At 32.7% G+C, this 14949-nt stretch carries 13 protein-coding genes; all 13 read right to left on the bottom strand.

Features of this window, described 5'->3' with window-relative positions:
* Positions 1–617: hypothetical protein (locus tag LEP1GSC203_RS16280; RefSeq protein WP_002975185.1), on the bottom strand; the 617-nt coding region annotated here is incomplete at its 3' end.
* A gap of 204 nt (positions 618–821) precedes the next feature.
* The gene (locus LEP1GSC203_RS16275; RefSeq protein ID WP_002975180.1) at positions 822–1220 is read right to left on the bottom strand and encodes a type II toxin-antitoxin system death-on-curing family toxin; all 399 of its coding nucleotides are present in this window, start codon (positions 1218–1220) and stop codon (positions 822–824) included.
* Positions 1220–1432, bottom strand: a complete 213-nt coding sequence (locus LEP1GSC203_RS16270) for an AbrB/MazE/SpoVT family DNA-binding domain-containing protein (RefSeq protein WP_002975173.1) — start codon at positions 1430–1432, stop codon at positions 1220–1222. The genes LEP1GSC203_RS16275 and LEP1GSC203_RS16270 overlap by 1 nt, the downstream gene beginning before the upstream one ends.
* A 760-nt stretch (positions 1433–2192) precedes the next feature.
* Positions 2193–2588: a hypothetical protein gene (locus LEP1GSC203_RS19800; RefSeq protein WP_156808607.1), complete on the bottom strand. Its 396-nt coding sequence runs from the start codon at positions 2586–2588 to the stop codon at positions 2193–2195.
* Positions 2589–3562: 974 nt separating this feature from the next.
* On the bottom strand, positions 3563–4408 hold the full coding sequence (locus LEP1GSC203_RS16260) for an AbiJ-NTD4 domain-containing protein (protein WP_002975179.1): 846 nt from the start codon (positions 4406–4408) through the stop codon (positions 3563–3565).
* A gap of 214 nt (positions 4409–4622) precedes the next feature.
* Entirely contained in the window at positions 4623–5252 is a 630-nt protein-coding gene (locus tag LEP1GSC203_RS16255; RefSeq protein WP_002975186.1) for a hypothetical protein, read from the bottom strand.
* Between the two features lie 301 nt (positions 5253–5553).
* The gene (locus LEP1GSC203_RS20025) at positions 5554–5808 is read right to left on the bottom strand and encodes a CopG family transcriptional regulator (protein WP_232225921.1); all 255 of its coding nucleotides are present in this window, start codon (positions 5806–5808) and stop codon (positions 5554–5556) included.
* Positions 5783–6064, bottom strand: a complete 282-nt coding sequence (locus LEP1GSC203_RS16245; RefSeq protein ID WP_002975178.1) for a BrnT family toxin — start codon at positions 6062–6064, stop codon at positions 5783–5785. Before LEP1GSC203_RS16245 ends, LEP1GSC203_RS20025 begins: the two co-directional genes overlap by 26 nt.
* Positions 6065–6340: 276 nt before the next feature.
* Entirely contained in the window at positions 6341–7162 is an 822-nt protein-coding gene (locus LEP1GSC203_RS16240) for a hypothetical protein (RefSeq protein WP_002975175.1), read from the bottom strand.
* A 1940-nt stretch (positions 7163–9102) separates the two neighbouring features.
* Positions 9103–9825, bottom strand: a complete 723-nt coding sequence (locus tag LEP1GSC203_RS16230; protein ID WP_002975182.1) for a hypothetical protein — start codon at positions 9823–9825, stop codon at positions 9103–9105.
* Between the two features lie 212 nt (positions 9826–10037).
* Positions 10038–10994: a hypothetical protein gene (locus LEP1GSC203_RS16225; RefSeq protein ID WP_002975184.1), complete on the bottom strand. Its 957-nt coding sequence runs from the start codon at positions 10992–10994 to the stop codon at positions 10038–10040.
* A 1608-nt stretch (positions 10995–12602) separates the two neighbouring features.
* Positions 12603–13520 (bottom strand): hypothetical protein, encoded by a 918-nt coding sequence (locus LEP1GSC203_RS16215; protein ID WP_002975174.1) that lies wholly within the window; start codon positions 13518–13520, stop codon positions 12603–12605.
* Positions 13521–14438: 918 nt separating this feature from the next.
* Positions 14439–14949 (bottom strand): SH3 domain-containing protein (locus tag LEP1GSC203_RS19880; RefSeq protein WP_039938265.1); only part of this gene is annotated, 511 nt, incomplete at its 5' end.

The raw sequence follows: 14949 nt of genomic DNA, 5'->3' as shown, positions 1-14949 counted from the left end.
AGAAGAGCTTTATATTTATTAGCAGTCATAAGCATAATTTCTTCATTTGTCATTGAATCGAATTTCTTCATATTTGAATAGGGAATCGTATCAAGAAAAGCGGAAAAATCCGAATTACATTCCAAACTTTCATTCCAAGCCAGATTTTTAGAAGAAATACAATCTTGCCTTAATTTACATGCGTTATCTAGGGAATCTTCGTCAATAGGACAAGTATTGTAAATTGTTAAATTTGGTTTATTTCTACAATACCATCCATAATTAATGTTTGAAAAAGTATTATTCCATTCTTCTTCAAATTCCATTCTAAATTTAATATTCTTTATTTCTGTTTTTATTTTTTCTATTAGAATTTGATATTCATCACAAAATACTGTATCATCGAAACAGATTTTTATAAGATCTTCATTGTTATTAATTTTATTTTTACGATTTTCCTCAAATTCTTTTATTTCTTTATCTTGAGATTTCTTTTTTTCAATTTTTAAAGTTAACTTTTGGTGCTCCTTTCTTTCAATTTCTTTAATCTTTTCATCTTCTCTAAAGCTAGGGTTCACCAGATAAACAATCCAATAGAAAAATAGACCAATTGCTTCTAATACACCTAATGGATTCATATTTTTAGATTAATTTTGTTTTATTTCGCATAACGAACTAGGGGAGACGACGTTCCTCGTAGCTGAGCCTCGCAGAGGCGTTAGCGTCGGCGCGCCTTCTTGCGGAGCGAGAAGCGTGACGGAGAGGAATGTGGCGTAGCCCAAGCGAGGCCGCTAGTGCCGAAGCGCAGCGTTTCCCCGCTGTTATACGACGTAGCCTATCGTCTAGAGATTAAGTTTCGCTAGAGATTCTAAAGTTGTCTTAATTTCTTCTAATTTGAATTTTCCTTCTGCAACACCAATGACAAAGTTATACAAAATTTCATTTGGATCAATGATATCATATCCATTAATATCGAGAAAGACTAGAGAAGAAGCTAAGGCCACTCGTTTGTTTCCATCTAAAAAAGGATGGTTTTTACATAGATAATATAAGTAGGCGGCAGCTTTATCAAATAAAGAAGTATGTAAATATACACTATCAAAAGTAGTCATTGGTTGATTGATTGCCGATTCTAGTAGCCCATGATCTCGTATTTCAGCTGCCCCACCATACAGTTCAATTTGATTTTTATGTATAAGAATTACATCCTCAATAGAGAGGAATATAGTTTCATCCAACATTATTGAGCTAATTTTTTGAGTGTTTTTCCGTGAGCTTTATTAACCTTTTCTAAAGATTTTGCTAAGTTCTTCTCGATAGGTTTAATAATTAAAGATTTTCCATCGGTTGTAACTTCGAGTGTCGAATTTTGGTCAATTTTTAACAGTTCAAGAATAGGTTTCTCAATAACCAAAGCGGAGCTGTTTCCGTGTTGTACTAATTTTTTTAACATATTTAAACCTGTATTAACAATGTAGTAACATTGTGGGAACTTTTACAAGTAAAAAAATGAATTATTTTAAATTGAGTTTATCAGTTGAAATCTAAAGGAAATTGATTTTGTATATAATTTGAAACGGTTGTTTTTCTTCTCTCATTAGCATTTTTTGAATTTTATATTTAGATTCGATTTTTTGGCTATGTCGTATAACGAACTAGTCTTCCCGAAGTTCCCTGTAGCCGAGCCTCTGAAGGAGGCGTTGGCGTCGGCGCGCCTTCTTGCGGAGCAAGAAGCGTGACGGAAGGGAATTTGCCTCGTGCCGAAACGTAGCGGGAAGACGCTGTTAGTCGCAGTTGTCTCTTTTAAAACAACTTATTGTTAATTTTTTGAATAATCTCCATTGTTATTTCTACAATCCTGTATTGAGTTTTCAGAACTCCATGAATTTGAATAGTAAATGGTTGTAGATAAATTAGTAACTTTGCATTTGCCATTAATATTTTCACAGTTTGACACTGAAATTGAGTTAGGTAAATAAAGATTACACATAGAGTTATCTGATGAAAAAGAGCCTGAGTTAAATTCTAAACATGTTGAGTTACTATTATCAATACATGCTATGGAAAATTTAGATTGTTCATTTTTTAAGAGTAGATATACTCCAGCTGCTTCTGGAAATGAGATTAAACTACAAGGTTCACAAGATCCAAGTGGAACTTTTGTGAAAAGTAAGGCTAAAGTAAAAATACTTATAAAGAATAGACGCTTAGGTTTAAATATCAAGCCAGTTCCCTTTAATATTTGAATTACAATCGTTTATTGCAGTAGCTTTCGTAACGTTATTGTAGTAAACTTTCTTAATAGCTAGATTTTCATCGTTAAGCTTACATTTTCCGATAGCATTTAAATTTGAGCAAAAGTTATAGTTGTATTCACCTTTGCCAAAACGGCATAAATTTTTATTCAAATTATCATGTGTCAGATTATCTTTTTCAATACAATAATTTGAAAATCGACAGGAGGAGTTAGTCGCCTCAATTGGAGTTTCAGAAGCTAAATTAAATATTAAGATAGTAGGGATTCCATTTTTCGGACAAGTTCCGCATGGATTTCCACAGGATAAGCTTAATGTAAATATGAGTATTGAAAGCTTTAAAAGATTATTCATAATTTTTAAAATTATTTGAGACAATTGCGACTAACGTAACTAGCTACCCGAAGTTCCTCGGAGCTGAGCCTCTGGAAGAGGCGTTAGCGTCGGCGCGGACCTTGCGGAGGCAAGAGACGTGCCGGAGAGGAATTTGCCGAAGGCCGAGCGAGGGCGAAGTCCCGAAGCGAAGTGGGTAGCGGCAGTTATGCGTAGTTTTAGTATTTTAGTTATCAAAAAATTATTTAGAAAGGAAGTTTCTGTATTAGTAAAAAAATAATTAATCTTGATTTTTGATTACTTTACTTCTCAAATTTTAAGTTATGTTTTATTTTAAGTTTTTTTAAAAAAAATCCAGTAAAATATCATCTGGTGTTTCAATTTCTTAATATTTTGTATTTAGTGACATTTGCAGCGATCACTATATATTAAAAACAAAGGTAATATTTTATCCTCATCAGAAATATCTGGATTGTTCGATATAATAATGGCTTTTATAGGTATATTCTTTTCGCAACTTTCATTATATTGTTTACAATGTCCAGGTGCTGGTAAACAAAAAACTGATGTTAAAAATATAAATATCAAGAAAATAAAAGAACTATTAATAATGTTCATATTTAAAAAATCATCATAAAGAATTTGGTAATTTATGTTATAACTAAATTTTTATTATATTCACAATAGATCTGATCTGAGATTTCTTTTTTTGCATTAAATAGGTAAATGATTTTTTTTCAACTTTCCGTCTAATTTTACTATTTTTTTCTTTTTATTAATTTCATATTCTAAGGTAATTAACACTAAAGATTGCTAAAATTACGCATAACGAAATAGTGGAGACGACGTTCCTCGTAGCTGAGCCTCGCAGAGGCGTTAGCGTCGGCGCGCCTTCTTGCATAGCGAGAAGCGTGACGGAGAGGAATGTGGCGCAGCCCAAGCGAGGCCTCGTGCCGAAGCGAAGCGTTTCCATGATGTTATGCGTAGTGTCTTCTTTATATTTTCTGATTCGTTTTTTCGATTAAATAATTTATAAAAGCCGAACAAGAGACTAGCATGAACTTTGCATCCTCGAATCCAATTTTACTTTCGTCAAGTAAGGAATGCCTTATCCCACCTTGGTCACTCGTATATCCATATAATTTTAATAAAGCTTCTTTGAATGCTCCATGAAGTCCGATTTGCTTTTCAATATTTTTAATTGCGTCGCCTAATGTTGCTTTGTCATTATTTGATATTTTTTTGGCTATCGCTTCAACCGCAGATATTGATTCTTTTATTGAATTTCTATAATCCGGATTTTCTCTATCTGATAATAATTCCAAACTTCTGTTTAGGTGTTCCTGCACTGAAGTGTTTTTTGCTGATAGCGCCTGTTCGATTTCAGTAATTTCTGTATCAGAAGTAATTCCTAGAAAGGTATTTTCAATGATTCTATATGAAACCATCTCTCTTTCGAATAATTTATTAACTTCTATTTTGAATTTTTCTACTAAGTTTGCATTTGAATAGTTTTGAATGGTAAATTCTAAGATGTCATATAATTCATACCATTTACAACTATAAAAGTAATCTCTTATATGTTTATAAATTGTTACCCATTTTGTGGTAAATGTATCATTTGGCTGATTTAAATATTGAACCCAAAAGAGATTCAAAAAAGAAGATATAGTCGTTGAAAATCCTTTTCTAATTTTTCCATAAATATCTATGGTTGGTTCATCTAAAAAAGTTGTTTGGTATAAACTCCAAACAAGATTTTTAGTTTTTACGTCCCAGTCTTCTCTTTGAAAAATATCCCTCTTTTTTTTTATTCCTGTTCGTGTTGAAAAAAATTCCATTTTACACCTTATTTAATTAATTTTGAAGACATTACGCATAACGAACTAGGGGAGACGACGTTCCTCGTAGCTGAGCCTGCGAATGCAGGCGTTAGCGTCGGCGCGCTTCTTGCGATCGCAAGAAAGCGTGACGGAAAGGAATGTGGCGTAGCCCAAGCGAGGCCTTGTGCCGAAGCGCCGCGTTTCCCCGCTGTTATATGCAGTCGTATTGGTCTTAGATTCTCGATGCTTCGAGCAAGAGAATATCTAGTTGTTTGTTTTGATGGTCTTCATCTTCTACTTGTTTTATATAGTAACGGTTGTAGTCTTGATCAAAATTGCCTTTCGTTCTTCCTTCATAATTTGCAATCCAGCCATCTTTTGCAACTGAATATTCAGTATAAGAAATTTGGCTATGTTTATCAGATGCTGGTTTGTAGATTTCTATTGTATGAAACAAACGGGTATATGAATGTCCTGATAAAATTCCAAAAGTTATTATCATGTTAGAATACGTGTAAAATCTTAGTATTTTCTCAAATGTCTGAAAAACTGATTTATCTTTTTGGGAATAGTAGTTCATAATTATTAGATCGAAAGATTTAAATTCATTTGCATTTTTTACAGTGTAGATGTTGAAACCTGGTTTTTCTAGGGTAGATTTAAAGTGAGTTAAATTTACTGATTTGTTTATGTCGTTATCTTTATCATTTAAATATATTGCTATTTTAGATTTTTTTTTAATTATACCTTTAGAACCGGTGTTATATATTTCAGGATATATATAGTAATATGTATAAGTTCCTTTGCAATTTAGAAGAACCGTAATCGCGGAGAGAATGATATATATTTTATTATTTTTCACTAGTAGATTTTTTAATTTTAGAATAGAGCTTATACGATTGCATATAACGAACTAGACTAACCGACGTAGGCTGACCCTGAGTTCCGGAACGGGACGTTAGGGACTGGCACGGAGTTTGCGGATGCAAACGAGTGACAGAAAGCCTATGTGTCGCAGGCCAAGCGAGGGCGTAAGTCCCGAAGCGCAGCGGTTAGTTGCTGTTATACGCTGGCCAGAATGGTTATAAAGTTTGTTTTTTTTGAATACAAATTCTTGAATTTTTTTAATCAAGAATTTAGTGGTTCCTAATATATGTTTAATCTTACTTGTGTGCAAATTTATCCGCATATAAATCTAAAACCTTTTTGATCATAGATTGATACGGTACACCGGATTTTTTAGACTGATCTTTAAAAAAGCTAATACTTTTTTTACTAAGTAATATTGTTACTTTTGAGTTATCTTCTTTTATAATTAACTTATCAGGAGGAGGTAAGAAATCATCAATAACTAGAGAAGAATTGATAGCTTTCGAGATGTTATTAGTAGTATTAGTGTAAATTGTTTTCTTTTTCATACAGTTTTTTTCCCTCTCTCCAGAACCCAGCACCAAAGATTCTGATATTCTTTCCTCTTAATGTAAATCGCACAGTAATAATTCCGTCTGGAATTAAACCGAAACAAAAGAACCGTTCTTCAGATTCAGTCGTATGCAATATATCTTTTGATATGATTCTATTTTTATCAAGAAACGCAAGTTGTGCAGTATAAAAGTCAACCCCGTGTTTCTCTAAATTCTCCTGATTTTTCTTAGAATCCCATTCAAACTCCACAATTGAATTCTACGTAATAATCGTATGTATGTCAATACATATATTTGACTGTATTTCTGACTTTTCTCGAAGTTTTTTATCTAAGGAAAGATTTTTCTGGCTTGCGTATAACGAACTAGGGGAGACGACGTTCCTCGTAGCTGAGCCTCGCAGGGGCGTTAGCGTCGGCGCGTCTTCTTGCAGAGCGAGAAGCGTGACGGAGAGGAATGTGGCGTAGCCCAAGCGAGGCCGTAAGTGCCGAAGCGCAGCGTTTCCCCGCTGTTATGCGTAGTCCTGCTACCATACATTAAGACCGGTTCCAAAACGGACATTTACTTCATTTATTGACCATCTGATAGTTTGCCCACCACCATTTCCAAAGAAACTACTTGCATCATAAATAGCGTCAGACTTGTTAAACTGAATGTCGCTCATTAAATAGAAGTTATCACTGATGAAATATCTAGAACCAAGAGAAAGACCATATTGTATTATTGTAGGTTGAGAATTCGATTTACTACCATATCCACCATGAATTCTAATATATGGATCAAAATTAGAAGATTTCAAAAAGTGATATGAAAAGTTTATAGATGCAGTATTTAAAATAAAATAATTTCGAATATCGAATTGTAAATAAGGAGAAAGTATTTCTAAATTAGTTCTTTCCTGGACGGATAAAGCTTTTTCTGGATTTAAAACGCTGTAAATGTTAAGAAGTAAATTTCCTTGAAATTTATCGATGGAAAGATTTTCTAAATTATACTTATTTTGATTAATACTAAAACCTAAACCAAAATTTGATTTAAAAACATATTCAATTAAAATAGAGTAATTTTCGCCTGATAATTTAGGTTTATCGGCATTTCTGAATGCATAAGTACTTAATAAGTATTCATTTTCATTTCCGAAAGTTCTTACGAAATATCCTAAAGTATCGACGGTTCCTTTTCTGTTAGAATAAAAATCACCAGAAACTTTATTTGGATTAGTGTGTGGAAAAGAGATAGGTTTTCCATAGATAGCTTCAAGAAACAATCCATATCGTTGTGGTTCACTAAAAATTCCAGAGAATGGAATGATTATTGAAAATAGTAAAATTATCTTTTTTTTATTCATTTTTTCCTTTTTAAATTAATTTGCAGGATTACGCATAACGAACTAGGGGAGACGACGTTCCTCGTAGCTGAGCCTGCGGATGCAGGCGTTAGCGTCGGCGCGTCTTCTTGCGGAGCGAGAAGCGTGACGGAGAGGAATGTGGCGCAGCCCAAGCGAGGCCTTGTGCCGAAGCGCAGTGTTTCTCCGTTGTTATACGACGTGCTAAAATGTCTATTTGTAATTTTTATAACAAAGAACTCTTGAGCAGTCACTTAAGCATGAAGTTTTTATTTTCTTTGAGATATCGGAATCAACAGAATTTGTGAATAAGCTAAAAAACATAGCATAATTTGGAATGTCGTTGCAACTTTCGTAACATTTCTTTTTTTCTTCACAATCTTGAAACAAATAGTTGCGATTAATTGAATAATAAAACTCAGGCTTGAATTTTTCTTTACCTAGGATTGTTGAAGCAGAACTAAACATTATTATGCATAAAGAAATTAATTTACGCGTTAATTTCATAAAGAATTAATTCTCCCTTAGTAGTAGAAACGTGAGTAGAATATTTTTTTTTCAAATCACATAATGTATTTTTAAATGTGTCAATTTTCGAAAGCAGAGCATCGGTTGTTTTTGGTTTAAAATTAAAGATAAGAATGTTTTTCATGCATGTCTGAAAATCAGATTTATCATAATGAATATTTCGATAACATCTGAAATCGAAAGTTTCTAGTGTTAAATGATAATAAAAAGATTGATTCGGGAAGTATTGAGTAGTTTTCAAGAAAACAACGCTAGAATATTGTTTTTGAGCATCATTTATGCTAATTTGTGAATCGTCTTCTATGCTTTGATTTTTTACGCAATTTCAAAATAGGTAAACTAGAAGCAACGCAATTAAGAATTTATGCAGTTTACTTTTCATTAATTATTTTGTTTTTAGAATAAGTTTTTAGCATGTCGGCTAACGAACTAGTCTTCCCGAAGTTCCCTGTAGCCGAGCCTACGAAGTAGGCGTTGGCGTCGGCGCGCCTTCTTGCGTAGCAAGAAGCGTGACGGAAGGGAATTTGCCGTAGGCCGAGTGAGGGCTTGTCCCGAAACGTAGCGGGAAGATGCTGTTATGCGAAGTAAAAACAGTAAAGTTTATTTAAGTATTTCTCTTCTAATCTTAATTAAACTAGTAAATTTACGTGAAACGAATATTTCAACTGATTCATTATCAAATCGGTCGAAATCGATTTCCCTATTTTTTCTATATTTCTCAATATAGGTAATAAATTCAGAATCGCAGGTTTTATTTGAATTCAGCCAAGACTGTTTGTGTTCAAGTAAGCACTTGTGACGATTTTGACATGCTAAATCTAGGTAAGAATTTTCTATAGGACAAACTTTGTAAATATCTTGATCAAAATTTTCTCTACAGAAGCATCCGAATTTAGTATTTTGAAAACTTGTGATGTAGGTTTTATTAAATTCCGTTACAAAAATTTCATCTCTTGTACTTTCTTTTATTTTTTTAATTAATAGTTTGTAATCGCAACAAAACATTGGGTTTTCGAAGCAGTTTTTGAGTAGATGTACATTTGATTCTGTTTCAAATTCAATTTGCTTCTTTTTTTCTGCATTTCTATATTCTCTCTGTTCTTTTGCGGGTAATGCGTTATAGCGGATTATTTCTTATTGTTCGTCTGAAGGCGCAAATCCGGCTAAAAGAGCACTGATTAAGAAATTTGAAATTAGGTAATCTAGCATAAATTTAATTTGTTTTTATTTCGCATAACGAACTAGACTAACCGACGTAGGCTGACCCTGAGTCCCGGAACGGGACGTTAGGGACTGGCACGGAGTTTGCGGATGCAAACGAGTGACAGAAAGCCTATGTGTCGCAGACCAAGCGAGGGCGAAGTCCCGAAGCGCAGCAGTTAGTTGCTGTTATGCGAAGTAATTTCCTTAGTCAATTAGAATGCCAAACCTGCAGACAGATAGAACTGTTGAAATTGAGAGTTTCTAAGTTTATTTCCATTCAAAATACTATCAAAAAGATAACTTTCTAACATAATGGGTAAATTATTGCCATAATATTCTGGATTATAAGTAAAATGTTGGTTTATTTTCCCTGATTCTATATATCCTCTTTGGTATTCGAAGGCTAATAGAAAATAGCTGAAAATTTCCTGCCTTATACCTAAACCTATAGACCCGAATGCTCTGTCATCAAAAACGGTTTTAAGAGTGAATGGTTGCGGAGTAATATTGTTACCTTGAATATTTGCAAAATTGTTTCTTTCGACGGTAAAACCTTTCTCCATTCCTAAGTTGATGCTGGAATAGATTGATTTCCAAAGGAAATATTGTAAATTAATAGAAAAAGTTTCAGAATTTTTAGAAGTAGAGAATTGATATATTTTTACTGTAGAAGGGGAATTGGATGGTAAATATTCGAAACGTTTATAACCATTTTCTCCAATGGAATAGTTCAATCCAAAATAGAAGTTATTGGTTAAACCATAGAGAAATTGGAAATTTGGTGCATTATTAATTTCTCTTGCAGATTGCTCTACATTGATATGACCAACGGTTGAAACCAAGAAATGATATTTTTTTCTATCAGTATCATTTGCGTACAAATGAAACCAAGACAACAAAAGAATAATTGTTAAATATATTTTGATTTTTTTCATATTAATTGATTCTGAAATTATTTCGCATAACGAACTAGGCTAACCGACGTAGGCTGACCCTGAGCCTCGTAGAGGCGTTAGGGACTGGCACGTAGTTTGCGGAAGCAAACGAGTGACAGAAAGCCTATGTGCCGTAGGCCGAGCGAGGGCGAAGACCCGAAGCGAAGTGGTTAGCTGCTGTTATACGAAGTGGCATATTAAGTCGAATTTACTTATATAAGTCTGTCTATCTCTTCGAATAGGCTATTTATATCAAAAATATCAGGCCAGATTTCCTTTCGTTTTTCAGGAGATAATTTCCAAAATTCATCAATTGTAGAATCTTCGAAAAAATTCCAAATATTTTTATTTTTCAGGAAGAAATTTAATAAATACCGTGAAATGCTTTGAGTAACAATTGTCAATTTCTGGAATTGAATAGCATTAATGTTATCTAATCCTTTTTGTATCTCGTGAACATGTTCAATGTTGCTTCTGATTGCATATATTTTTTCCATTAATGAATGAAATGAAGGGCCAATGAATAATTCTGTTCTAGATTTAAATTGCCTTTGGGTATTACCTATCTCCGGGTTTATGAAAGCTTCGATTACTCTTACATAATTATGAAGTTTATTTTTCCAATCATCTGCAGTAATGCCATCTAGAAAATAATTAATTCCTCTGAAAATTCGTGAATGTTTCTTTATAGTAGAAAGTTGAATTAATGCCAAATAATTCTGAATTGCATCATCTATCACTGCTTGATCTATTCTACGGAAAGGTGTTCCATTTACAAATTCCGGTTTCAACATTTGAGAGAACGATTGAATTTCAAAAATATTATTATATTTTGCACCTGTAAATTGTAGGGGAAAATAATCACAGAGCAGTTCGGTAATAGTAACTAGAGAACAATAAAATAAATATACTTTCGATTCACACTCGCTATTAGTTCTATTTATGATCTTAGGATTCTCAACCTTCTGTTTAAAAAAGATTGATAAATTTGAATTTTTGATTTTTTGAGATTGAATATCTCCAATCCATTTTTTCCAATGGCTATCTATTTCAATAGGAAATTCTGTAGCTATTGATAGATCTTCATTGATTTTAATAAAACTTTCACTTAGATTAACATTTGCATTGTAAAAGGTTAGTATTGCGAATTTTTCATTATTATTTATCATATTTTAAAAATTTTATGCCATTTCGTATAACGAACTAGGGGAGACGACGTTCCTCGTAGCTGAGCCTGCGGAAGCAGGCGTTAGCGTCGGCGCGTCTTCTTGCGGAGCGAGAAGCGTGACGGAGAGGAATGTGGCGTAGCCCAAGCGAGGCCGCTAGTGCCGAAGCGCAGCGTTTCCCTGCTGTTATGCGAAGTGGTTTTTGTTATAAAATCTATATACTGATTAGTATTGATATTTTCCCCGGAATGCTTTTTCTCGTAAATCTTTCTATTGCATAATAGTTTTTGCTATTGAGAATTGAAAGATTTCAAGGAAATATGTTGTCTTCAATAATTTGAAAGATTTTCTTTTTCAATTTTAGCGTTATGTTAATAAGAATTCTTTAAAATAAATTTTAGCGGTAAATAATTTTATTTAGTAAATTTAGAGTATTTTATATGTAACCAAATTAATTTAATTTTTGCATTAGAGTGAATTTAAAGTTCCAGATTAATTTAAGGATTTTAGTATTTTTTAATATCTTTTAAAAAACTTCTTATTTTGAAGAATCAGAACAGTTAATTTCAATGCATTTTCTGTTGCATTCTCTTAATGAAATTTGTTCAAGTGTAGTAAACTGATCATACTTTCTTCCTGGCATTGCAACATATAGATTCGAACAATTTTGAAAACATTCTTTTTTTTTCGGACAGTCGAATTTGTAATTTTCCTTAATTTCATATTGAGTAAAATCTATGACTTTCTCTTTTTTCTGTGAATGCATTTCTTTCGAAATTAAAAAGGCTATTAAAGAAAATATAATGTAATAAATAAATCTGTATTTCATATGTTATTTTGTTTATTTCATTTTAGCTGTAATTAATTTTCATAACCAGAGATTTTTGTTTAGTTAAATTTAAAACCATTTCGCATAACGAACTAGGCTTAACGACGTTCCCCGACCCTGAGTCCCGACGGGACGTTAGGGACTGGCACGTAGCTTGCGTATGCAAGCGAGTGCCAGAAGGGGAATGTGGCGTAGCCCAAGCGAGGTCGAAGTCCCGAAGCGGAGCGTTAAGACGCTGTTAGTTGCAGTTTCCGAATTTAAGAAGGCATTGGTTTAAGAAAGTAAGGATTATAAATCTTAGATTCTTGAATTTCTTCTTTTCTTATTCTTTTTCTTCGCTCCGAATTTTCTCTTTTCTTAATTTCGTAAATCTTGTTTTTCGCGAATGTATCCCAAACAGAGCTTCTTAGTTCTTATCAATTGTACTTTATATTTTGTTAGACTACGTAAACCAAGAAAAACAAAAATAGTGAAAATTACTTTAATGTTCTTTGAAATTTTCTTATTTCTTTTTTTCTTTTGTATTTTTCTTAATTAAATTTCTTTTAATGAATAACGATAATCAGCGAAAAACGCATTAAATATTTTCTTTTTTCTAATTTTCGGAAATTGCAACTAACGAACTAGACTAACCGACGTAGGCTGACCCTGAGTCCCGGAACGGGACGTTAGGGACTGGCACGGAGTTTGCGGATGCAAACGAGTGACAGAAAGCCTATGTGTCGCAGACCAAGCGAGGGCGAAGTCCCGAAGCGCAGCGGTTAGTCGCTGTTATGCGAAGGTCAGTATTGCTGGTCTAAACCAACTGTATTATTATTTCCTAGTGTTACTACCATGAATATATCATTGTCAAAATCTAGTTTTTTATAAACATTATCAATCTTTGTTGGTAATTGTATAAGTAGGTTATAGACAGATATTTCAGTTTTTTTAACTTTGATAGTACCTATTTTCATAATTAATATTAAATCAATGCCTGGTTCAAACTGAGATTTTTCTTCTGGTATGGCATAGCTTGAATATCCAGAAAATTTATACTCTTGTTCGTCATATGTATAATGCGAAAATTCTTTAATTTTCATTATTTTTCGAATATGATAATTTCTAAGTGATTCTATTCCGTTAGTTCTTTTTAAAAACCAAGTATGTGTATTTTCATCAATTATACATCTATCTAACTTATCTTTTGCCATAATTCTTGCACAATTTATCAAGCCGGCGCCATAGTGGTTTTTGAGATCTTTCATATAGTAAACAATATCATAAGTTATAGCATATCTAACTTTGATTGTTTTTAGTAGAGAATAGATATTCTTATTATATGTGCCATTATTGTAATGTCGAAGATTGCATTCAAAATATAATGCAAAAAGAACTGAATGTAGTGGTGTATCAAAAATGAAGAATCCTCCATCTCCTGAATCAATAAATTTTTCAAAAATTAGATCAGAGTTAGTATATTGAAAAATGAATTTCTCGTATTTGAAAATATCTGCGATTGTCGATTTGATTAAAGAATGAAACAATATTGGAACAAAATATTGTTCTGTGTTTGAAAGTTGGCTATAATCTAAAATATCAATTCCAAGTACAGACTGAAATTGATTGTTACCAAGCATTGAAGCAAGTTTTTTATGATTAACATATTCATCTGGTTCTATTGATTCTTGTAAGATTTTGAAACTATCGTGTATATTCATTGTATTTTAAGTTTTACTGACTTTCGCATAACGAACTAGTGGAGACGACGTTCCCTGACCCTGAGTCCCGAACGGGACGTTAGGGACTGGCACGGAGTTTGCGGATGCAAACGAGTGACAGAAAGGGAATGTGGCGTAGCCCAAGCGAGGCCGTAAGTGCCGAAGCGCAGCGTTTCCACGCTGTTATACGATGGTCGAATAGTAGTAAATCTAATCTTCAGCGAAATAATTTGCACATTTTCCGCCTTTATGGTTTTCGATTGGTATATATAGTTCGTTGTTTATGTATATTTGGTTAGAAGACTTAATGTGTAATTTGAAAATACTTTCGTCAGATAAATAGCTAGAGTAATCAGTTGCTTTTAAAATATATCGATCTCCATTTTTTTTAATAGAATTTAGGTCAAGCTGAGAAGTTTCATGGGAAGCTCGATACCTTAAGCTTAAATCAGAGTATAAGGAAAATCTATAGGTTCCGTTGTAATAGCAAGATTTGCTGAATTTATTTAACAAAATATATTCGGTACTAATCAGTTTAGAAATTTCGTTAAATTTATTAATTAAACAATCTTTGAAATCATTTATAGTCGAGAGTGACTGTTTTTGCAAAAAAACATAAGATTTAACGTTCTTCCATTTTCATGAAAAACGGCTAAATCCATATACCAAATTTTTATTTCTTTGAAAACTCCTTTAACGTAGAATCGAATTCCATATTTAAAGGTATATGTTTCATTGAAATCTATATTTTTTAAAGTTATATTGCTTGTGCTATTGAATGTGTTAACATGGGTTTCAAGATGATAGCTATTATATGGTCTGATGTAAGGCTCATTTTTTACTGAATCAATCAAATCCAACTGATTCTCTTCTACAAGGGTATTTATTTTGATCTATCCTTTTGATCAATATCATTATTTACAATTCCATAAACCCATTTCTATCGGTTGATATCTTTCTAACTAAGAAATATTCACTGTAGTATATCCAGCCTAGATTGATTTGGTTGCATTCAAGTTCTGGTTCCCTGCATAACCTACTTGATCGACGGTTGAAGTAACATCCTTTATTTATTTTTATATTGCAATTTTTGTTTTCTATAGAATCTAAATTGCCTGCTTCCATGTCAAAATTATGACTTATCGCCCAGCCGATTTGGTCATTTTCTGTTTTTACTTGAATCCATTTTCCTACAAACTCTTTTTCGTATAAGTGATTTGCGGAGGAATTTAATAACGTTACATATGTATTTTTTTTTAATTTTTCAATAATGAGTGAACTAGTGTTCTGATTTAAATATAAAGTTGTTTGTGTGGATGTTTTTATTTGAAAATAGTTTTTTTGTTCCAATTCTGAGTTTAAATCTATCGATTTGCATGAAGTGATTTTTAATAATAAGAATATTATTGTATATTTTTTTAACATGGGT

This window comes from Leptospira terpstrae serovar Hualin str. LT 11-33 = ATCC 700639 (genome assembly GCF_000332495.1).
In the GTDB taxonomy this organism is placed as follows: Bacteria; Spirochaetota; Leptospiria; order Leptospirales; family Leptospiraceae; genus Leptospira_A; species Leptospira_A terpstrae.
This window is presented reverse-complemented; position numbering and strand designations above follow the sequence as displayed.

What these genes read in the sequence shown, in the direction of transcription:
- LEP1GSC203_RS16230 (WP_002975182.1), bottom strand. Translation starts at nt 9,825, where the DNA reads ATGAAAAAAATCAAAATATATTTAACAATTATTCTTTTGTTGTCTTGG.
- LEP1GSC203_RS16270 (WP_002975173.1), bottom strand. Translation starts at nt 1,432, where the DNA reads ATGTTAAAAAAATTAGTACAACACGGAAACAGCTCCGCTTTGGTTATT.
- LEP1GSC203_RS16225 (WP_002975184.1), bottom strand. Translation starts at nt 10,994, where the DNA reads ATGATAAATAATAATGAAAAATTCGCAATACTAACCTTTTACAATGCA.
- LEP1GSC203_RS16260 (WP_002975179.1), bottom strand. Translation starts at nt 4,408, where the DNA reads ATGGAATTTTTTTCAACACGAACAGGAATAAAAAAAAAGAGGGATATT.
- LEP1GSC203_RS20025 (WP_232225921.1), bottom strand. Translation starts at nt 5,808, where the DNA reads ATGAAAAAGAAAACAATTTACACTAATACTACTAATAACATCTCGAAA.
- LEP1GSC203_RS16215 (WP_002975174.1), bottom strand. Translation starts at nt 13,520, where the DNA reads ATGAATATACACGATAGTTTCAAAATCTTACAAGAATCAATAGAACCA.
- LEP1GSC203_RS19800 (WP_156808607.1), bottom strand. Translation starts at nt 2,588, where the DNA reads ATGAATAATCTTTTAAAGCTTTCAATACTCATATTTACATTAAGCTTA.
- LEP1GSC203_RS16275 (WP_002975180.1), bottom strand. Translation starts at nt 1,220, where the DNA reads ATGTTGGATGAAACTATATTCCTCTCTATTGAGGATGTAATTCTTATA.
- LEP1GSC203_RS16240 (WP_002975175.1), bottom strand. Translation starts at nt 7,162, where the DNA reads ATGAATAAAAAAAAGATAATTTTACTATTTTCAATAATCATTCCATTC.